We start from the raw sequence: 18965 nt of genomic DNA, 5'->3' as shown, positions 1-18965 counted from the left end.
CATGACTACCACTTCGACAAGCTCTTTCTCCGCGCCCCTGAACGCCTGGCTGGTGGACGGCTTGCGAACGCCCATGGTCGATTACTGCGGCCCGCTGGGCCATGTGTCGCCCACCGACATGGGTATCAAGGTGGCGCGCGCCGTGCTGGAGCGCAGCGGCGTGCCCGCAGCCGATGTGGGCTCGGTCATCACCGGCTCCATGGCGCAGGCCGATTTCGACGCCTTTGTGCTTCCGCGCCACATTGGCCTGTATGCAGGCGTGCCGCAGGCCGTGCCCGCCATCCTGGTGCAACGCATCTGCGGCACGGGCTTTGAGCTGTTCCGCCAGGCCGCCGACCAGATCGCGCTGGGCTACACCGACGTGGCGCTGGTGGTGGGCACCGAGTCCATGACGCGCAACCCGATTGCGGCCTACACACACCGCACCGGCTTCAAGCTGGGCGCGCCCGTGGAGTTCAAGGACTTCCTGATGGAGGCGCTGATCGACACCGCCGGCCCGGTGACGATGATCGAGACGGCCGAGAACCTGGCCAAGAAATACGGCATCACCCGCGAGGATGTGGACGCCTACGCCTCGCAGTCCTTTGCCCGCGCGCTCAAGGCACAGGAGGATGGCTTTCTGGCGGGCGAGATCGTGCCCGTGACCAGCGAGAAGTTTGAACTGGAAGGCTACGCCACACGCGGCATCACGCTACCCCGCAAGGTGGCGCAGCTCGACCGCGACACCCACCCGCGCCCCTCGCCGGTTGAAGCCCTGGCCTCGCTGCGCACGGTCTACCCCGGCGGCGTGCAGACCGCTGGCAACAGCTCGGCCCTGGTGGACGGCGCCGTGGGCGCCGTGGTGGCCAGCGATGCCTATGTGCAGCAGCGTGGCCTCAAGCCCCTGGCGCGCCTGCGCGGTGTGGCCGCTGTGGGTGTGGCGCCCGAGTACATGGGCATCGGCCCGGCCCCGGCCATTCGCGCGCTGCTGGCACGCACCGGCCTCACGCTGGATGACATCGGCCTGTTCGAAATCAACGAAGCCCAGGGCGCACAGACCCTGGCCGTGGGCCGCGAGCTGGGGCTGGACCTCAACAAGCTCAACGTGAACGGCGGCGCCATTGCCCTGGGCCACCCGCTGGCCGCCACCGGCGTGCGCCTGACGGTGACCCTGGCGCGCGAACTGCGCCGCCGTGGGCTGCGCTACGGCATCTCCAGCGCCTGTGTGGGCGGCGGGCAAGGCATTGCTTTGCTGATCGAGAACACCGACGCGTAAATCCAGTCTTCACACCCATTTGCAAGAGCACAGCACCATGAAAATCATCACCGCAGCCCAGGCCGGGGCCCTGATCCCCGACAACGCCACCATCTTTCTGGGCGGTCTGGCCGTCTCCAGCCTGCCGGAGGAAGTGCTCAAGGGCATCGAGAAAAATTTCCTCGACCACGGCCACCCGAAGAACGTGACCACCTGGGCCTGCGGCGCCATTGGCAACAGCAAGGACGCGGGCATGGTGCACTTTGCCCACCCCGGCATGATCAAGCGCACCGTGGCGGGCCACTTTGGCCAGACCGGCGCCGAGATGATGAAGATGGTGTTCGACGGCGAGGTCGAGGCCTACAACTTCCCACAGGGCAGCCTGTCGCACCTCACGCGCCACATTGCCAGCCGCAGCCCCGGGCTGCTGACCAAGGTGGGCCTGGGCACGTTTGTAGACCCGCGCATCGAGGGCGGCAAGCTCAACAGCAAGTCCACCGAAGACCTGGTCAAGCTCGTCGAGTTCAACGGCGAGGAATGGCTGTTCTACCCCGCGCCCAAGATCGATGTGGCCATCATCCGCGGCACGCTGGCCGATGAGAACGGCAACATCACGCTCGACAAGGAAGGTGTGCTGCTGGAGCAGATCAACATCGCCCACGCGGCCAAGGCCTGCGGCGGCATCGTGATCGCGCAGGTGGAGCGCATCGTCAAGGCGGGCAGCCTGCACCCCAAGTCGGTCAAGGTGCCGGGCGTGTCGGTGGACTATGTGGTGGTCAGCCAGCCCGAGAACCACATGCAGACCATCACCACGCAGTTCAACGCCGCGCTGTGTGGCGACGTGCGCGTGCCGGTGAACTCGCTGGCGCCCATGGCGCTGGATGAGCGCAAGGTCATCGCACGCCGCACCGCGCTGGAGCTGAAGCCGGGTGCTATCACTAACCTGGGCATCGGTATTCCGGCCGGTGTGCCGTCGGTGGCGGCGGAAGAGGGCGTGGCGGACCAGTTCACGCTGAGCGTGGAAAGTGGCATCACCGGCGGCATTCCGGCGCAGCTGGGCGACTTTGGCACGGCCTACAACGCCGACGCGATCATTGAGCAGTCGTTGCAGTTCGACTTCTACGACGGCGGCGGGCTGGACGCGAGCTTCCTGGGCCTGGCGCAGGCCGACAACCACGGCAACGTGAACGTGAGCAAGTTCAACGGTCGGCCCGTGGGCTGCGGTGGTTTTGTGAACATCACGCGCTCGACCAAGAACCTGGTGTTCTGCGGCACCTTCACGGCAGGTGGCCTGGAGGTGAAGGTGGCCGACGGCCAGCTCACCATCGTCAAGGAAGGCCGCTCGCGCAAGTTCATCGAGAAGGTCGAGCAGATCACCTTCAACGGGCTGGATGCTGCCCAGCGGGAGCAGAACGTGCTCTTCGTGACCGAGCGCGCCGTGTTCCACCTGACCACCGAAGGCCTGGAGCTGACCGAGATCGCGCCCGGCATCGACCTGGAGCGCGACGTGCTGGCGCACATGGGCTTCAAGCCGATCATGCGCAATGTGAAGACCATGGACGCGGGCCTGTTCCACGAAAAGTGGGGCGGACTGGCGGCGGCCATGGCCGCGAAGTCTGAGGCGGTGGCACCGGCGGCCGCAGGCCAATAAACGGGGCGCTGAAGCTGCCCGAAGCCGGGCACAAAACCAAAGACCAAGGGGCGCTGGCTGCAGCGCCCCTTTTCTTTGTCAGGCCCCGTCGCGGGCGTAGACCTTTTGCAGCAGGCGGATCAGCGTCTTGCGTTCGGTGGCCGTGAGGCCGGCGGTGGCGTCCACCTCCAGCTGTGCGGCGGTCTGCTCGGCCTGGGCCGTCAGCTCCACACCGGCGGGCGTCAGGTGCAGGCCCATGGCGCGGCCGTCGCTGGGGTGGGGGCGGCGCTCGATCAGGCCGCGCCGCTCCAGCGCAGCCACCAGGCCCACCAGATTGGGTGGCAACACGCCCAGCGTCACGCACAGCTGGCGCGAGGTCACGCCCGGGTTGTGCGCCACCAGCGACAGCACCGAAAAGTCCACCACCTTGAGGCGGTACACCGCCATGCGCTCCATGAACACCTCGATCACGGCCAGCGACGCGCGCCGCGCGTTGTAGCCCACCAGCGTGCGCAGAAAGCCGGTATCCACCGATTCGGGTGCGGGCGCCGGGTTGGCTGGAGCCATGGAGGCTGTGGTCTTTTTGGTGGGGCGAACGCTGGACATGGGGTGATTGTGGCGGGGGGTGGGCGCGGGTTGGCAGCAGGTTGCGCGGAAATTTGATTCAAATCAGCCGCTAGCGCTTATTTGACGCATATATATCGCTATAAAAATTATAGTAATTGATGTGTGGCAGGCGACACACACGGTGCAGCATCGGCGCCTGTGGCTCTCAGACGGGGCTGCGCAACACGCGCCGGTATTGCACGGCCTCGGCCACATGGCCCACTTCGGTCGAGGGTGCACCCGCCAGGTCGGCAATGGTGCGCGCCACCTTCAGCGCACGGTGCGTGCTGCGGGCCGACCAGCCCAGGCGGGCGGCGGCGGTGTTGAGGAATTTGGCGGCGGCATCCTGCAGGTGCAGGTGGGTGTCGATCTCCTGGCCCTGCAGCGCCTGGTTGGTCTTGCCTTGCCGCGCCAGTGCCACGGCGCGGGCCTGCGCCACGCGTTCGCGGATCGCCTCGCTGGCTTCGCCCGCGGGTGCCTGCACCAGCTGGTCGGCGGGCAGGGCGGGCACCTCCACATGCAGGTCAATGCGGTCCAGCAGCGGGCCGCTGAGCTTGGCCTGGTAGCGGTTCACCTGGTCGGGCGTGCAGCGGCACGCGCGCTGGGTGGAGCCCAGGTAGCCGCAGGGGCAGGGGTTCATGGCCGCAATCATCTGGAACCGGGCGGGGAAATCTGCACGCTGCGCCGCTCGGGAGATGGTGATATGTCCTGTCTCCAGCGGTTCGCGCAGGGCCTCCAGCGCAGCGCGCGGAAACTCGGGCAGTTCGTCCAGAAACAAGATTCCGTTGTGCGCCAACGAAATTTCGCCGGGCCTGGGGGGTGATCCGCCACCCACCAGGGCCACTGCGCTGGCGGTGTGGTGTGGCGCGGCTGTGGGCCTGTGGCCCCACGGGTCGGTGCGAAAGCGCCCGGCCAGGCTGGCAATGGCGGCGCTCTCCAGCGCCTCGTCCACGGTCATCGCGGGCAGCAGCCCCGCAAACCGCAGCGCCAGCATCGACTTGCCCGACCCCGGCGGCCCGGCCATGAGCACGCTGTGCCCGCCAGCGGCAGCAATCTCCAACGCGCGTTTGGCGCTGGCCTGGCCTTTCACGTCGCACATGTCAGGGCCTGCTGTGCTCGCCGCCATGGGGGTGGCCTGCAGGCGTGTCCAGCCGTCGTTGGCCACATCGGCATCGCCCGCCGCCATGCTGCCCGGTGGCAAAAAGGCGCGCACCACGTCCAGCAGGTGCCGCGCGCGCACCACCTGTGCAGCGGGCACCAGGGCGGCCTCTTCGGCACTTCCGGGGGGCAGCACCAGTTGCGCGGTGATCTGCTGGGTCTGCAGCGCCAGGCTGGTGGCCAGCGCGCCGCGCACGGGGCGCAATTCGCCCGACAGCGACAGCTCGCCCGCAAACTCATAGCCCGCAAGACGGCTTGCGTCCACCTGCCCGCTGGCGGCGAGGATGCCCAGCGCAATCGGCAGATCGAAGCGCCCTGAGTCCTTGGGCAGATCGGCTGGTGCCAGGTTTACCGTGATGCGCTTGTTATGCGGGAACTCCAACCCCGCGTTCTGCAGCGCCGAGCGCACCCGTTCACGCGCTTCCTTCACCTCGACCTCGGCCAGCCCGACCAGCGTGAAGCTGGGCAGTCCGTTGGCCAGATGCACTTCGACGGTGACGGCAGGCGCCTGCAGCCCCAGAAGGGCGCGGCTTTGCACCAAAGCAAGACTCATGAAGCGGTTTCTCCCCAGATGGGTGCGTTTTATGATTTTTTAGCGCTCGCAGCGGGTGGTGTGCACCAACAAGGTGCGGCGCCGCCAGCGCGCACACCGCCAATGTACTGGGGATCGGTGTAACGCAACGCAACCGTCACGCAACGGTAATGCAGCGCATGCACCGGTGTGTGGCACGGTCCGTGCTTAAAGCGCTCGTCCCCTACTTTGTCCAACCGGAGGAAACATGACCCGCGCCATCATCAAGACCCTGGGCGTTGCCCTTGTCGCAGCCCTTCCCATGCTGGCCAGTGCCCAGCTCACCGGCAATGTCAGCCTGACCACCAACTACAAGTTCCGCGGCCAGGACCAGGACGCTTCCAAGGCCAAGGCCATGAAGCCCGCTCTGCAAGGCGGCTTTGACTACAGCTTCGGCGAATCCGGCTGGTACGTTGGCAACTGGAACTCCAGCGTTGACTGGTTGGCCAACAACTCGCTCGAATCCGACCTGTACGGCGGCTACAAGTTCAAGGCCGGTGATGTCGATCTGGACGTGGGCGCCCTGACCTACATCTACCCCGGCAACAGCAACGGCAATACCACCGAACTGTATGGCGCGGCCACCATGGGCCCCTTCACTGCCAAGTATTCGCACACCATCTCCAAAGACTACTTCGGCTTTGCCGGTGCCAAGGCCGGTTCGGGCCTGAAGGGCCGCAACACGGGCTACCTGGGCTTTGCGTTTGCGCAGGAAGTGGCCCCCAGCATCACGGTGAAGGCCTCGGTGGGCTTCACGCGTTTTGCCAGCGACATCAAGGACCTGGGCGTGCCTAACTACATGGACTACAGCGTGGGCGGTGCCTACGACTTCGGCGGTGGTTTGTCGCTCGGCGCTGCTGTGGTGGGCGCCAACAAGAAGGCCTTCTTCGGCCACGTCAACAAGTCGCGCGTGATCGTCACGCTCACCAAAACCCTGTAAGCAAGTCTCAATGGGCGCGTGGTGCGCCCATGTCGGAGGAAACCAAAATGAAAATGGTGACAGCCATCATCAAGCCCTTCAAGCTGGACGAGGTGCGTGAAGCGCTTTCGGACATCGGCGTGCAAGGCATCACGGTCACTGAGGTCAAGGGCTTTGGCCGCCAGAAGGGCCACACCGAGCTGTACCGCGGCGCGGAATACGTGGTTGACTTCCTGCCCAAGGTCAAGATCGAAGCCGCTGTGGCGGACGACCTTGTGGACCGCGTGATCGAGTCCATCGAGAGCGCAGCCCGCACCGGCAAGATCGGCGACGGCAAGATCTTCGTGACCCACCTGGAGCAGGTGGTGCGCATCCGCACTGGCGAAACCGGCAAGGAAGCCCTGTAAGGGCGAGGCCGCATACCATCCAAGAAGAGAAACGCCATGAAAAAACTGCTTGCTTCCTTCATTCTGGGCCTGAGTCTGCTGTCCGTCGGCTCTGCTGTACTGGCACAGGCCCCCGCCACTCCCGAGGCGGCGGTCGCCGCCCCTGCTGCCGAAGCGTCTGCAGCCGCACCGGCAGCGCCCGCCGCTGCCGCTGAAGCTGCACCCGCTGAAGCACCTGCTGCCGCTGCTCCCGCACCCAAGGTCGACTCTGGCGACACCGCCTGGATGCTGACCTCCACGCTGCTGGTGATCCTGATGACCATTCCTGGCCTCGCCCTGTTCTACGGCGGCCTGGGCCGCAGCAAGAACATGCTGTCGGTGCTGATGCAGGTCTTCGTGGTGTTCTCGCTGATCTCGCTGCTGTGGGCCATCTACGGCTACAGCCTGGCGTTCTCGGGCGAGGGCAAGTTCTTCGGCGGCTTCGAGAAGATCTTCCTCAAAGGCGTGAGCCAGGAAACCTTCGGCGCACTGGCCACAATTCCTGAGTACGTGTTCATCGCGTTCCAGGGCACCTTTGCCGCCATCACCGTGGCGCTGATCGTGGGCTCGTTTGCTGAGCGCATCAAGTTCTCCGCTGTGCTGGTGTTCTCCGTGCTGTGGTTTACCTTCAGCTATGTGCCTATGGCCCACATCGTGTGGGGCGGCGGTCTGCTGGGTGCTGACGGCGCGCTGGACTTTGCAGGTGGTACCGTGGTGCACATCAACGCCGGTATCGCAGGCCTGGTGGGTGCCTACATGGTGGGCAAGCGCATCGGCTACGGCAAGGAAGCGCTCACGCCCCACAGCCTGACGCTGACCATGGTGGGTGCCTCGCTGCTGTGGGTGGGCTGGTTCGGCTTCAACGCTGGCTCTGCCGGTGCTGCCAACGCCAACGCTGGCCTGGCCTTTGTGAACACCGTGCTGGCCACTGCGGCGGCCACGCTGTCCTGGATCGCTGGTGAAGCGCTGCACAAGGGCAAAGCCTCGATGCTGGGTGCAGCCTCGGGTGCGGTGGCCGGCCTGGTGGCCGTGACGCCTGCTGCCGGTTTTGTGGGCCCCATGGGTTCCATCGTAATGGGCCTGATCGCTGGTGTGGTCTGCCTGTGGGGTGTGGGTGGCCTCAAGCGCCTGCTCAACGTGGACGATGCGTTTGATGTGTTCGGCGTGCACGGCGTGGGCGGCATCCTCGGCGCCATCCTGACCGGTGTGTTCGCCGCTCAAAGCCTGGGCGGCACGGGTGGCCTGACCCCTGACACCTTCGCCATGGGCGCCCAGGTGTGGATCCAGGTCAAGAGCGTGCTGTTCACCATCGTGTGGTCGGGTGTGGTGGCGTTCATTGCTTACAAGATCGCCGACCTGCTCGTGGGCCTGCGTGTCTCGGAAGAAGCCGAACGCGAAGGTCTGGACATCACTTCGCACGGCGAAACAGCGTACAACCGCTGATCCCGCCTGCACCCTACGCGCTGCGGTGTCTGGTGGCACCGCAGCGTCGCAACAAGAACAAGCGAGTCACTCCTTTTGGTTGTTGAGCCCGCCGGCAACGGCGGGTTTTTTTCGTACCGGTGGGGGGCTCGCTGTTGGCTTTGGCAGGGTTGCCAAGGCATGTTCCCCCAGACACCTTGTCCGCAGGACCGAGTCCTTTGCACGCGCGCTGTTCAAAAAATTCACGCACTCCGGGTGTAGCACCGGACATGGCTGCCGCTACGATGCAAGGCATGGACCTCGCCCTTGCCCAGATCACCGAACGTGTGCGCACCGCCGCCGCCGACCAGACCCCCTTGCGCATCCGTGGCGGGGGCACCAAGGATTTTCACGGCCTCGCACTGCATGGCGAAGTGCTCGACACGCGGGTGCTGCGCGGCATCGTGAGCTACGAGCCGAGCGAGCTGGTTGTCACCGTGCGGGCGGGCACCCCGCTGGCCGATCTGGAGGCCGAGCTGGCCGAGCGTGGCCAATGCCTGCCTTTTGAGCCCCCGCATTTCGCCAAGGCCTCCTCGGATGCCGCCACCGTGGGCGGCATGGTCGCGGCAGGCCTCTCAGGCCCCGCCCGCGCCAGCGTAGGGGCTGTGCGCGACTATCTTCTGGGCGTGACCCTGCTCAACGGCAAAGCTGAGCTGCTGACTTTTGGCGGCCAGGTCATGAAAAACGTGGCGGGGTATGACGTGTCCCGCCTCATGGCCGGTGCCTGGGGCACGCTGGGTTTGCTGACCGAGGTCAGCCTCAAGGTGCTGCCCGTGGCGCCCGGCGAGGCCACGCTGCGGTTTGACGACATCAACCAGGCCGACGCATTGCGCAAGCTGCACGCCTGGGGCGGCCAGCCGCTGCCCCTGAACGCCAGCTGCTGGGTGCAAGACGGTGGCGTGGGCACGCTCTATGTGCGCCTGCGCGGCGCCGTGGCGGCGGTCGAGGCCGCCTGCAAAACGATGGGTGGCACGCGCGTGGACAACGCCACGGTGGCCGCCGACTGGACGGCCTGCCGCGAGCAGACCCTGCCCTGGTTCACGGCACGTGCTGCACAGCCCGGCCACGCCCTGTGGCGCCTGTCCGTGCCCGCCACGGCCCCGGTGCTGAGCTTGCCGGGCGGCGCGCAGCCGCTGGTCGAGTGGCATGGCGCGCTGCGCTGGGTGCAAGCGCCCGAATCCGCAGGCGACGCCCTGCGCGAAGCCGCTCGGGCCGTGGGTGGAAATGCTTCTATTTTTGTAGCTTCTGGCGCAGGTGGGACAAGCGCCAGCGGCACATTTGACCTTCAGTCCAAGGCGCTGGAACACATCCACGCACGGCTCAAGCACAGCTTTGACCCGGCTGGCATCTTCAACCCCGGCCGCATGGCGCGGGCCTGGTAGGCGGGGTCAGTTCCATCACCACCACCGTTTTCACCGTCACCTTGGCCATGCGACGCCTTCGCCACCTCACCGGAAACCGCCGCACGGTCGCCAGCAACCGGGTGCTGGGCCTGCTGCTGGCGTTCAATGCGGGGGCCGTCAATGCAGGGGGCTTTCTGGTGGTGCACCTGTACACCTCGCACATGACCGGCTTTTTGTCCTCGCTGGCCGACAACCTGGTACTGGGCCAGATGAAGATCGTGCTGGGTGCCATCGGTGCGCTGTGGGCCTTCATGTCGGGCGCAGGCACCACGGCCATCATGATCAACTGGGCGCGCCAGCGCAAGCTGCGCAGCACCTTTGCGCTGCCGCTGGTGCTGGAGTCCGTGCTTATGCTGCTGTTCGGCCTGGTGGGGGCCATCACACTCACCTGGCCCACACCGTTTGCCGTGCCGCTGGCGGTGTTGCTGCTCTCCTTCATCATGGGCCTGCAGAACGCCACGGTGACCAAGATGTCGTCGTCGCAGATCCGCACCACCCACATGACGGGCGTGGTGACCGACCTGGGCATCGAGATGGGCAAGATGCTGTACTGGAACCGCACCGGCACCGCGCCCGAATCACAAGTGCGCGCCAACCAGGCCCGGCTGCGGCTGTTTGCCGGGCTCATCGCCATGTTTTTGGTGGGCGGCATTGCGGGCGCGGCGGGCTTCAAGCACGTGGGCTTTGTGTTTGTGGTGCCGCTGGCGCTGGTGCTGCTGGCCCTGTCGCTGCCCCCGCTGTGGGCCGACCGCGCAAGGCTGCGCCACCCCTTGCGCAAGCCGCTGGCGCTGGAAGCGCCCTTGGACCCACCGACCGCGCCGCGCTGAATCGGCCCTGATCTTTCTGTCTTTTCGCACAGGCATGCACCATGCAAACCCAGCTTTCCCCTGAATACGCCGCCCGCGCCGATGGCCTGGAGGCCGAATCTATCCTGCGCAAATGTGTGCACTGCGGCTTTTGCACCGCCACCTGCCCCACCTACCAGCTGCTGGGCGACGAGCTGGACGGTCCGCGCGGCCGTATCTACCTCATCAAGCAGGTGCTTGAAGGCGAGACCCCCACGCGCAAGACCCAGATGCACCTGGACCGGTGCCTGACCTGCCGCAACTGCGAAAGCACCTGCCCCAGCGGCGTGCAATACGGCCACCTGGTGGACATCGGTCGCAAGATCGTCGACGAAAAGGTGGCCCGCCCCGTGGGAGAAAAAGCCCTGCGCTGGGCGCTGAAGGAGGGCCTGCCTTCGCCGCTGTTCGCCCCCGCCATGAAGGCCGGGCAACTGGTGCGCGGCCTGCTGCCCGCATCCCTCAAGGCCAAGGTGCCCGCGCCCCAAAATGCCGGCGCCTGGCCCACACGCGAGCATGCCCGCAAGGTGCTTATGCTGGCGGGCTGCGTGCAACCGGCCATGATGCCCAACATCAACACCGCCACCGCCCGCGTGCTTGACGCCGTGGGCATCCAGACCGTGATCGCGCCCAAGGCTGGGTGCTGCGGCGCCGTCAAGTTCCACCTCAACGACCAGGAAGGCGGCAAGGCCGAGATGCGCGCCAACATCGACGCCTGGTGGCCGCTGGTGGAGCAGGGGGTGGAGTCCATCGTCATGAACGCATCCGGCTGTGGCGTGACGGTCAAGGAATACGGCCACATCCTCAAAGACGACACGATGTACGCGGCCAAGGCCGAGCGCATCAGCGCCCTCACGCGCGACCTGTCGGAACTGCTGCCTGACCTGCTGCCCGAGCTGGCGCACAAGCTCGCCGGGCGCGTGCAAAAGCCCGACACGCTGTTCGCCTACCACCCGCCCTGCACGCTGCAGCACGGCCAGAAGCTGCGGGGCGGGGTGGAGATGCACCTGAACCAGCTGGGCTTCAAGCTGCGCGCGGCGCGCAACGATGCCCACCTGTGCTGCGGCTCGGCGGGGACCTACTCCGTGCTCAACCCCGAGCTGTCGTACCAGCTGCGCGACCGCAAGCTCGGCGTGCTCGGCGAGGCCTTTGGCGACCAGCCACCGGACATGATCCTGTCGGCCAACATCGGCTGCATCACGCACCTGCAAAGTGGCACGGGCACACCCGTGCGGCACTGGGTGGAGGTGCTGGACGAGGCGCTGCGCGCAGGCTGACCCTCCCTGCCCTGCTACACAGGCACAGGCACAGGGTAATTCAGGCCTCTGTCAGAGGCTGTTTTGCGCCCGCCGACCCAACGCTGGCATGATCGAGGGTTTGTCGCCCCCATTTTTGCCCCGGAACTGCACCGCCATGACCGACTCCGTGTCCGCACAAGAACAACCCCACACAGCCCCTGTCGAACCCTTGGCAGCGCCTGTGGCAGCCGCGCCCACGGAGGCTGGGGCTCCCCCCCTGCGTACAGGGGGCTCGCGCCGTGGTGGCCGCAACCGCCGCAATGCTGACGGGCGCCAGGCGCCCCGGAGCGCGGAGGGAGCAGAGGGCGCCACCGTGCCAGCTGGCGCCCCGGGCCCGCGTGCGCCCCAGCGTGTTCACCCCGCGCTGGAACAACTGGCGGGGCTCTATCCCCATCTGTTTGGCGCCGTGTTCCGCCCGCTCAAGCGCGGCATCTTCCAGGACCTGCTGGCTGCGCACCCCGAGCTGTTTGAGCGCGAGGCGCTCAAGGTGGCGCTGGGCATCCACACCCGCTCCACACGGTATCTGCAAAGCGTGGCGGCGGGCGACAAGCGCCACGACCTGCAAGGCCAGCCTGTGGAAGACATGGCGCCCGAGCATGTGCACCACGCGCTCCTGGAGGTCTACCGCCGCAAGAAGGCCCGCGCCACCGAAGACCTGCTGCCCAAGCTGCGCAACCGCATGATCGCCGCGTTCGAGGCCTCGGGCCTCACGCGCGAGGCGTATACCGAGCTGGTGCAGAGCCGCGACGACGCTGCCAACGCCATCCTCGAAGAAGCCTTTGCCGAATGGGCAGCCCGCAATGCCAAGGACGAAGCCCTGCTGCGCGCCTTTGAAGCCAGCGGCCAGATGCTGGAGGCCTTTGCCGACATGTACGGCATGGTGCCTCGCACTGCGGCCCAGCAGGTCGAACGCGCGCGCCGCTTGGCCGCCGCGCGGGCCCAGGCCACCGTGGCTGCGGCGCCTGCGGGCCAAAGCAGCTAAGGCCAGCGCGGCCCGGGCCGACGGGGCCTAGAATCTCCCCGCGACCCGGTTCATGGGTTGCCGTAAGCGTCTAGAACGTGTTTGCGGTCTTTTCGGGGCCGCGCAAGTGCCTTGCCGGGATGGGCTGCCAGGCGCGGTGCGCAGTGGATAGCCCGGCTATCCACAAGCGCCGCAACGCCGCAGACCGCCCGGCAAGGCACTTGCCCGAAGGGTTGGGGCGAAATCGGGCGATTGGATGCCCCGGCTGCTTGCATGGGCATGGGCATCCGAAGCAGCCACTCATCCCGATTGCGCCCCAACGCGGCCCCGAAAAGATCGCAAACACGTTCTTGCGTCCATCAACGTGCCAACCAACACCGGCCCTGCCGGGGTTGTGGTCCCTGGCCTGCATCTGCTGCAGGGTGGGGGCGGCACCTTGCTTGACCGGTCTGCTTTCTGGAATTTCAATGAACCAACCTTCCTCGCTCCCGCCGTCGTCCCGCCAGACCTTCCTCGGGCTGCGCAGATTGCCCGCACGCTCGGCGGCCTGGGTCATGCCACTGCTGCTGTCGCTGCTCATGACCTTCATCGTGTCCCTGATCAGCACCGTGCGCGTGGCGGGCTTCTCGCTGGACCTCCCGCGCCTGTGGCTTAGTGCCTGGGCGCTGTCCTGGGTAGTGGCCTTCCCCACGCTGTTGCTGGTGCTGCCTGTGGTGCGCCGCATCACGGCGGCTATCGTCGAGCAGCCGCGCTGACCGATCGCGTGGCGGGCGATGGGCACCCTCACGCCGCCCATGTGCTGAGCCCACCCGGAGTCACCAGCGTGCGTGCACGCTACTGACATCAGGTTGTCAGTAGCGTGCACGCACCATGCCTCTCCTGCACGGCGCCCAGCGGCCCGCGCGTCAATTCCATCCATTGAAGACCAGAGAGGACCCGCCATGACAAACACCCCCGCAATCATCAAGATTCCTGCATTCAGCGTGGCCGGCATCGCCGTGCGCACCCGCAACAGCGAAGAGATGAACCCCGCTATCGCGCGCCTCGGAGGCCTGTGGAACCGTTTCTTCAGCCAGAGCCGGGAGCGCAAACTGCCCAGCCGGGGCGACGATGGACGCATCTTCGGCGTGTACAGCGGCTACGAGTCGAACGAGCACGGCGCCTTTGATGTGACCGCCGGTGTGGCCGTGGCCGACCCCGATGGGGCCCAGGCCGTACCCGGCGCCAGCCGCGTTGACATTCAGGCTGGCGACTACCTGGTCTTTACCGGCCAGGGCGATATGCCCCAAATGGTGATCGACACCTGGGTGCGCATCTGGCATTACTTTGCCGAGAACCCACAGGTGCAACGCCGCTTTGGAACCGACTTCGAGGCCTATGAGGGCCCGGACCAGGTGGCCATCCATATCGGAGTGCTGCTTCAAAATTGATAGCTTGTAGCGCTTGATGGATAAGCGCTAGGGCCTTAGAACTCTGAAAAAATAAACCACCATGCGCCGCGCCGACCGCCTGTTTCAGATCGTCCAGCTCATCCGGGGGCGGCGCTTGTCCACGGCCGCCTTCCTTGCCGAGCGGCTCGAAGTCTCGCAGCGCACCATCTACCGCGACGTGGCGGACCTCCAGCACCAGGGAGTGCCCATTGAGGGCGAAGCCGGTGTGGGCTACCGCCTGGGCGCGGGTTTCGAACTACCGCCGCTGATGTTCAGCCAGGGCGAGGCCAACGCCCTGGTGGCCGCCGCGCGCCTGGCCCAGGCCTGGCTCGACGCCGGGCTGGCGCGCGAGGTCGAAGGGGCGCTGGGCAAGATCCTGTCGGTGCTGCCCCCCGCTGCCCGCGTGGCGGCCGAGGCGCAGGCGCTGTATGCGCCATCGGTGGGGCTGGACCCCCGCGTGCAGGCCACCCTGCAGGCCCTGCGCGAGGCGGTGCACAGTCGCCACGTGGTGCAGATCAACTACGCCGACGTACGCGGCCGCCCCAGCCTGCGCCGCCTGCGCCCACTGGGTTGCTTCTACTGGGGCAAGGTCTGGACGCTGTCGGCCTGGTGCGAGCTGCGCAATGACTTCCGGGGTTTTCGCATCGACCGCATCGTGGATCTGGTGGTGCTCGACGAACAGTTCCGCCAGGAGCCCGGCAAGACCCTGGCCGACATGCTGCGCAAGGTGGAGGCGGAGATGGCCGCCTGCCCGCCAGAATGGGGGGCTGCGCAGACGCCGGGGCTCAATGCGTGAAGTGAAGCACCCCCTGAGTCGCTTCGCGCCTTCCCCCTCTCTCTCCTCGCTGCGCGAGTCGGGAGGGGGACGCCCCCAGCGCGGCGGGGCGGCCCTTGCGCGGGGGCACTGGCCTTGGCCGCGCCAGTTTTATGCGTGGAGGGTGGCGCGCAGAACAATGAATAACTGACATCGATTCGCGTTTGATCGCCGCAAGCCGTCCACGCTCAGCGTGAAGGGTTGTGTTTTGTGAACGCAGTCGGGTATGGGGCTTGAACAGCTCCCGAGGTATTTAGCCCGCGCGGGGTGCCAGCCCGTCCCGGTAGCGCCGACTGCAGGGCACGCTGCTGCCGTCCTTCATCACCAGGCGCGCGTCGCCGCTGTCCAGCGGTTCGATCACGGCGATGGCGTCCAGGTTGACCGCGTAGCTGCGGTGCACGCGCACGAAGCGTGACGGGTCCAGCTGGGTGAGGAAGTCGGTGAGCGTGGAGCGCAGCAGGTAGTCGTGCCCATTCACATGCAGGCCCACGTAGTTGGCCTGGGCCTGCAGCCAGGCGATGTCGCCTGCGGCGATCAGGAACTCGCGGCGCAGCTTGCGCACCAGGAAGCGTTCGGGGCGTTGTGCGGGCGGGGCGTGCGGGGTTTCGGGCGTTGATGCCGGGGCTTGCGCGGCGGGCGTTTCGGGCACGTCCTGCACTTGTGAAGCGGGCGGTTCGGGGGTATCCAGCACGCGCGCCTCGCCCTGCAGGCGCAGCAGCAAGAAGCGGTAGCTGACCAGCGCGCACACCGTGAGCGCGTAGCTGCGCACGTCTTTCAGGTATTCATACCCCCACTGCGCCCACCAGCTTGGCGGCTGGTAGCGCTCGCCCAGGGTCGCATAGCCCGCATGGCGCAGCGCCCACATGCCCGCCAGGTGCACGGTGCAGTAGGCCACGCTGGCCAGCACGTGCCAGGGCAGATGGCGCCGCAGCGTGCCCCAGCGCAGCACAAAGCGCCGCTCGAACGCCACCACGGCCGGGATCAGCGCCGCCACCACCAGCGCGCTCGTCAGCTCCCACAGCAGCGGCTCCCACGCGGCCACGGTCCGCCCGGCGCTGCGCAGTTCGATCCGGGTCACCACCGTGTTGAAGGTCGCCTGCACCAGCAGCACCACGGCCCAGAAGCTGACTTCCGCACGGCGCCGCAGGGCGCGGTCGTGGGGGTAGCGGTCGATCCAGGCGGGCGCGGGGGCGGTCATGGGTGGCAAGTGTAGGCAGGGCCGTGCGCCGCCGGGCGGGAGTTTCCCCGGGGCGGTTTCTTTTCGTCCCTCCTGCCCGCCGCTGGTCCCAGGGGCACCCCGGCCCGTCCCTCGGCGGTGCCGTGAGAAGGGGCGGGGCCGCAGCATCAGGCCCTGTGTCCACCCTGTCTGCGTTGTGCCATGTCTACACCCTCTTGTGCCCCCGTCCGCCGCCATGACATCGACGCGCTGCGGGCGCTGGCCTTTGCCCTGGTCATCCTGTACCACGTGGCCATGTATTACGTGGCTGACTGGCACTGGCACCTCAAAAGCCCGTACGTGGCGGAATGGCTGCAGGCGCCCATGCGCGCGCTCAACCTCTGGCGCATGGATCTGGTGTTCCTGGTCTCGGGCCTGGCCTTCGGGCTGGTCCGGCGGGGGCAGTCGGTGGCGGGGCTGGTGCGGCTGCGCAGCTTGCGCCTGCTGGTGCCGCTGGCCTTTGGCATGGCCGTCATCGTGCCCTACCAGCCCTACGCGCAGGGGGTGGCGAACGGGCTCATCGCGCCGGGCTTGGGGGCCTTTCTGCTGCGCTACTACAGCGGCAGCACCTGGCCGACGGGCGCATTTGACGGCTGGCACGCGGGCGTCACCTGGAACCACCTGTGGTACCTGGCCTACCTGTGGACCTACACCGTGGTGCTGGCGCTGCTGCTGCCCCTGGCCGAATCCGCCGCCGGGCAGCGCCTGCGCCGAGCCTTCACCGGGCTGCGGGGCGCTGCACTGATGGTGATGCCCGTGCTGCCGCTGGCGCTGTATTCGGTGCTGCTGTGGCCGCATTTGCCGCCCACGCACGACCTGGTCCATGACGGGTGGCTGCACGCCGTGTACTTCACGGTGTTTGTCTACGGCTACTGGATCGGGCTGGATACCGGTCTGTGGGCGGAACTCGTGCGGCTGCGCTGGCGCACCCTCGCCCTGGCGCTCGTGTTGCTGGCTTGTTACCTGGGGCTGCTGGCCGTGGCCCAGCAGCACGGCGTTCGCGCCGCGCGCTGGCCCCTGCGCGTGCTGGCAGACGTGTACCTGTGGGCGGCCCTGCTTACTATCCTGGGCTGGGCCCACCACCGCCTCAATCGGCCCTGGCCCTGGCTGCGCTGGGCCAGTGAGTCGGTCTACCCCTGGTACCTGCTGCACCAGACGGCCATCATCGTGCTGGTGGTGTGGCTGGCGCCTGCGCAGCTGGGGCCGGTGGTGGAGCCGCTGGCCCTGGTGGCCGGGACGGTGGGGCTTTGCTGGGGGCTGACGGCGGTGGTACGGCGTGTGCGGTGGCTGCGGCCGCTGTTCGGGTTGCCGGGCCAGGGCGAAAAGCCGTTGGTCAAACGGGCCCCAGCAAGTCTGGGATAGGACGCGCTACCACGACCGCTGGTGCGATGAACACCCTACATCGGCGGCTGCATCGGGATCAGGCGGCCAGCGCTGCCTCGATATCCCCCGCCAGCTTCTTCGGCGCATCCTGCGGCGCGTAGCGGCGGATCACCCGGCCGTCCTTGCCGACCAGGAACTTGGTGAAATTCCACTTGATGGCCTTGCTGCCCAGCAGCCCCGGGGCCTCGGCGGCCAGCCACTGGTACAGGGGCGAGGCATTGGCGCCGTTCACGTCGATCTTGGCCATCATCGGAAAGCTCACGCCGTAGTTGAGCTGGCAGAAGCTGGCGATCTCGTCGTTGCTGCCGGGGTCCTGGCTGCCGAACTGGTTGCAGGGAAAACCCAGCACGACGAGGCCTTTGTCTGCGTACTCCTTGTGCAATTCTTCCAGCCCGCCGAACTGGGGCGTGAAGCCGCAGGCGCTGGCGGTGTTCACGATGAGCAGCACCTTGTCCTTGTATTGCGACAAGGGCACGGTTTTGCCGTTCATCTGCTGGGCTTCAAAGTCGTAGATGCTGGTGGGCATGCGGAACCTCCGGGGTTGGGATGACGGGCCATGGTAGCCCCTGCCGCCCATCTGCGTGCGGCGCGTGGCCTGCTCAGTGGGCCGTGGCGCCGGGGCGGCGAAACTGCAGCGCCGCGAGCAAGGATGCCAGCAGGATCAGCGCCCCACCCAGCACGGTCCGCGTGCTCAGGGTGGAGGCGCCCAGCAGGGCCGACGACACGCTGGCAAACATCACCTCCGAGAGCATCACCAGCGCCGTGGTGCCCGCCGCAAGGCGCGCGGCGCCGAACTGCAGCGCCCAGTTGCCCAGCATGAGCACCCCCGCCAGCAGCAGGCCGGTGACGACCCAGGTGGTGTTGGGGGCAGGGAAGGGCTCCACCACCCCCACTTGCAGCCCGATGCAGGCCACCACCAGCGCCATGAGCATGCAGCCGCCGAACATGGTGACCATGCGCGCAGGCCCCGGCACGGCGTGCAGGCGGCGCAGCGTGACGTTGGTGAGCGCGAACATGAAGCCGCCCAGCAAGGCCAGGCCATCGGCCAGCGACAGGTTCTGCAGCAGGCGCGTGGCGGGTGCGCCCTCGGGCAGCAGCACCAGCACCACGCCTGCAAAGGCCAGCGCCAGGCGCAGCAGTGCCGAGGGCGTGGGGCGCTCGCCCAGAATGCGCCAGGCCAGCAGCACGGCCCAGGCGGGCATCAGGTAGAACAGTAGGATCACGCGCACCACGTCGCCAATGGTCACGGCCCAGTTGAAAGCCACGTTGTTCAGCCCCGATGCCAGCGCCAGCAGCCACAGCTGCGGGTGCGCCCGCACCTGCGCCAGGATCCCCGGCCGCCAGGCCAGCAGCGCCACCAGCACCACGGCGTACATCGACGCCGTGGCCCACAGCGGATGCAGCCCCGCCTGGTGCATGCGCTGAAACGGCCACCACGCCAGGCCCCAGACGAAAGCGTTGAACAGCAGGGCGGCAAAGGGCAGGGGAGATTGCATTGAGAGTAAAAATAGGCTCTAGCGCTTTATGGATAAGCGCTGGAAGCTATAAATTATGTAGCAATTTGCGCCAAGTCACACAGCGCTCAAAACGGGCACGCCCCAAGGCCAGTGCACC

General features: G+C 67.0%; 18 protein-coding genes. 13 read left to right on the top strand and 5 right to left on the bottom strand.

Annotated elements, in window-relative coordinates; translation table 11 throughout:
• Position 1 precedes the first annotated feature (1 nt).
• Positions 2–1255 carry a thiolase family protein gene (locus tag C8C93_RS18825; protein ID WP_121507886.1) on the top strand — a complete coding sequence of 418 codons (1254 nt, stop codon included), beginning with the start codon at positions 2–4 and terminating at the stop codon, positions 1253–1255.
• Between the two features lie 37 nt (positions 1256–1292).
• Positions 1293–2885, top strand: a complete 1593-nt coding sequence (locus C8C93_RS18820) for an acyl CoA:acetate/3-ketoacid CoA transferase (protein WP_121507885.1) — start codon at positions 1293–1295, stop codon at positions 2883–2885.
• Positions 2886–2963: 78 nt separating this feature from the next.
• Here the strand turns inward: C8C93_RS18820 and C8C93_RS18815 are convergent, their stop codons facing one another.
• Positions 2964–3470, bottom strand: a complete 507-nt coding sequence (locus C8C93_RS18815; RefSeq protein WP_121507884.1) for a MarR family winged helix-turn-helix transcriptional regulator — start codon at positions 3468–3470, stop codon at positions 2964–2966.
• A 166-nt stretch (positions 3471–3636) separates the two neighbouring features.
• Complete coding sequence (locus C8C93_RS18810) at positions 3637–5181, bottom strand: YifB family Mg chelatase-like AAA ATPase (protein ID WP_121507883.1); 1545 nt, start codon at positions 5179–5181, stop codon at positions 3637–3639.
• A 226-nt stretch (positions 5182–5407) separates the two neighbouring features.
• Here C8C93_RS18810 and C8C93_RS18805 point away from each other — a divergent pair, with 226 nt between their 5' ends.
• The 10 genes from C8C93_RS18805 (at position 5408) to C8C93_RS18760 (ending at position 14734) form a co-directional block, all read left to right on the top strand.
• Entirely contained in the window at positions 5408–6139 is a 732-nt protein-coding gene (locus C8C93_RS18805) for a TorF family putative porin (RefSeq protein ID WP_121507882.1), read from the top strand.
• Between the two features lie 47 nt (positions 6140–6186).
• Positions 6187–6525, top strand: a complete 339-nt coding sequence (gene glnK, locus C8C93_RS18800; RefSeq protein WP_010466918.1) for a P-II family nitrogen regulator — start codon at positions 6187–6189, stop codon at positions 6523–6525.
• A gap of 36 nt (positions 6526–6561) precedes the next feature.
• On the top strand, positions 6562–7986 hold the full coding sequence (amt, locus tag C8C93_RS18795) for an ammonium transporter (protein ID WP_121507881.1): 1425 nt from the start codon (positions 6562–6564) through the stop codon (positions 7984–7986).
• Positions 7987–8249: 263 nt separating this feature from the next.
• Positions 8250–9386, top strand: a complete 1137-nt coding sequence (gene glcE / locus C8C93_RS18790; protein WP_121508871.1) for a glycolate oxidase subunit GlcE — start codon at positions 8250–8252, stop codon at positions 9384–9386.
• Between the two features lie 47 nt (positions 9387–9433).
• The gene (locus C8C93_RS18785) at positions 9434–10234 is read left to right on the top strand and encodes a YoaK family protein (RefSeq protein WP_121508870.1); all 801 of its coding nucleotides are present in this window, start codon (positions 9434–9436) and stop codon (positions 10232–10234) included.
• Between the two features lie 41 nt (positions 10235–10275).
• The gene (gene glcF / locus C8C93_RS18780) at positions 10276–11526 is read left to right on the top strand and encodes a glycolate oxidase subunit GlcF (protein WP_121507880.1); all 1251 of its coding nucleotides are present in this window, start codon (positions 10276–10278) and stop codon (positions 11524–11526) included.
• Positions 11527–11662: 136 nt separating this feature from the next.
• Positions 11663–12529, top strand: a complete 867-nt coding sequence (locus tag C8C93_RS18775) for a ProQ/FINO family protein (RefSeq protein WP_199727049.1) — start codon at positions 11663–11665, stop codon at positions 12527–12529.
• 446 nt (positions 12530–12975) lie between these two features.
• Positions 12976–13263 (top strand): DUF2798 domain-containing protein, encoded by a 288-nt coding sequence (locus C8C93_RS18770; protein ID WP_121421932.1) that lies wholly within the window; start codon positions 12976–12978, stop codon positions 13261–13263.
• A gap of 186 nt (positions 13264–13449) precedes the next feature.
• Complete coding sequence (locus C8C93_RS18765; protein ID WP_121507878.1) at positions 13450–13938, top strand: GyrI-like domain-containing protein; 489 nt, start codon at positions 13450–13452, stop codon at positions 13936–13938.
• Between the two features lie 61 nt (positions 13939–13999).
• Entirely contained in the window at positions 14000–14734 is a 735-nt protein-coding gene (locus tag C8C93_RS18760; RefSeq protein ID WP_121507877.1) for a YafY family protein, read from the top strand.
• Positions 14735–15005: 271 nt separating this feature from the next.
• Here the strand turns inward: C8C93_RS18760 and C8C93_RS18755 are convergent, their stop codons facing one another.
• Positions 15006–15950, bottom strand: coding sequence for a LytTR family DNA-binding domain-containing protein (locus tag C8C93_RS18755; protein ID WP_121507876.1), 945 nt, complete (start codon positions 15948–15950; stop codon positions 15006–15008).
• Between the two features lie 180 nt (positions 15951–16130).
• Here C8C93_RS18755 and C8C93_RS18750 point away from each other — a divergent pair, with 180 nt between their 5' ends.
• Positions 16131–17330, top strand: coding sequence for an acyltransferase (locus C8C93_RS18750; protein ID WP_121507875.1), 1200 nt, complete (start codon positions 16131–16133; stop codon positions 17328–17330).
• A gap of 58 nt (positions 17331–17388) precedes the next feature.
• Here C8C93_RS18750 and C8C93_RS18745 read toward each other — a convergent pair whose 3' ends face one another.
• Positions 17389–17877: a glutathione peroxidase gene (locus C8C93_RS18745; RefSeq protein ID WP_121507874.1), complete on the bottom strand. Its 489-nt coding sequence runs from the start codon at positions 17875–17877 to the stop codon at positions 17389–17391.
• A gap of 73 nt (positions 17878–17950) precedes the next feature.
• The gene (locus tag C8C93_RS18740; protein ID WP_121421937.1) at positions 17951–18847 is read right to left on the bottom strand and encodes a DMT family transporter; all 897 of its coding nucleotides are present in this window, start codon (positions 18845–18847) and stop codon (positions 17951–17953) included.
• Positions 18848–18965 lie beyond the last annotated feature (118 nt).

It is taken from the genome of Acidovorax sp. 93 (genome assembly GCF_003633835.1).
Classification (GTDB): domain Bacteria; phylum Pseudomonadota; class Gammaproteobacteria; order Burkholderiales; family Burkholderiaceae_C; genus Acidovorax; species Acidovorax facilis.
This window is presented reverse-complemented; position numbering and strand designations above follow the sequence as displayed.

Bases quoted from the DNA above. Each gene is read 5' to 3' on its own strand.
- C8C93_RS18825 (WP_121507886.1), top strand. From the start codon at position 2: ATGACTACCACTTCGACAAGCTCTTTCTCCGCGCCCCTGAACGCCTGG.
- C8C93_RS18820 (WP_121507885.1), top strand. From the start codon at position 1,293: ATGAAAATCATCACCGCAGCCCAGGCCGGGGCCCTGATCCCCGACAAC.
- C8C93_RS18815 (WP_121507884.1), bottom strand. From the start codon at position 3,470: ATGTCCAGCGTTCGCCCCACCAAAAAGACCACAGCCTCCATGGCTCCA.
- C8C93_RS18810 (WP_121507883.1), bottom strand. From the start codon at position 5,181: ATGAGTCTTGCTTTGGTGCAAAGCCGCGCCCTTCTGGGGCTGCAGGCG.
- C8C93_RS18805 (WP_121507882.1), top strand. From the start codon at position 5,408: ATGACCCGCGCCATCATCAAGACCCTGGGCGTTGCCCTTGTCGCAGCC.
- glnK (WP_010466918.1), top strand. From the start codon at position 6,187: ATGAAAATGGTGACAGCCATCATCAAGCCCTTCAAGCTGGACGAGGTG.
- amt (WP_121507881.1), top strand. From the start codon at position 6,562: ATGAAAAAACTGCTTGCTTCCTTCATTCTGGGCCTGAGTCTGCTGTCC.
- glcE (WP_121508871.1), top strand. From the start codon at position 8,250: ATGCAAGGCATGGACCTCGCCCTTGCCCAGATCACCGAACGTGTGCGC.
- C8C93_RS18785 (WP_121508870.1), top strand. From the start codon at position 9,434: ATGCGACGCCTTCGCCACCTCACCGGAAACCGCCGCACGGTCGCCAGC.
- glcF (WP_121507880.1), top strand. From the start codon at position 10,276: ATGCAAACCCAGCTTTCCCCTGAATACGCCGCCCGCGCCGATGGCCTG.
- C8C93_RS18775 (WP_199727049.1), top strand. From the start codon at position 11,663: ATGACCGACTCCGTGTCCGCACAAGAACAACCCCACACAGCCCCTGTC.
- C8C93_RS18770 (WP_121421932.1), top strand. From the start codon at position 12,976: ATGAACCAACCTTCCTCGCTCCCGCCGTCGTCCCGCCAGACCTTCCTC.
- C8C93_RS18765 (WP_121507878.1), top strand. From the start codon at position 13,450: ATGACAAACACCCCCGCAATCATCAAGATTCCTGCATTCAGCGTGGCC.
- C8C93_RS18760 (WP_121507877.1), top strand. From the start codon at position 14,000: ATGCGCCGCGCCGACCGCCTGTTTCAGATCGTCCAGCTCATCCGGGGG.
- C8C93_RS18755 (WP_121507876.1), bottom strand. From the start codon at position 15,950: ATGACCGCCCCCGCGCCCGCCTGGATCGACCGCTACCCCCACGACCGC.
- C8C93_RS18750 (WP_121507875.1), top strand. From the start codon at position 16,131: ATGTCTACACCCTCTTGTGCCCCCGTCCGCCGCCATGACATCGACGCG.
- C8C93_RS18745 (WP_121507874.1), bottom strand. From the start codon at position 17,877: ATGCCCACCAGCATCTACGACTTTGAAGCCCAGCAGATGAACGGCAAA.
- C8C93_RS18740 (WP_121421937.1), bottom strand. From the start codon at position 18,847: ATGCAATCTCCCCTGCCCTTTGCCGCCCTGCTGTTCAACGCTTTCGTC.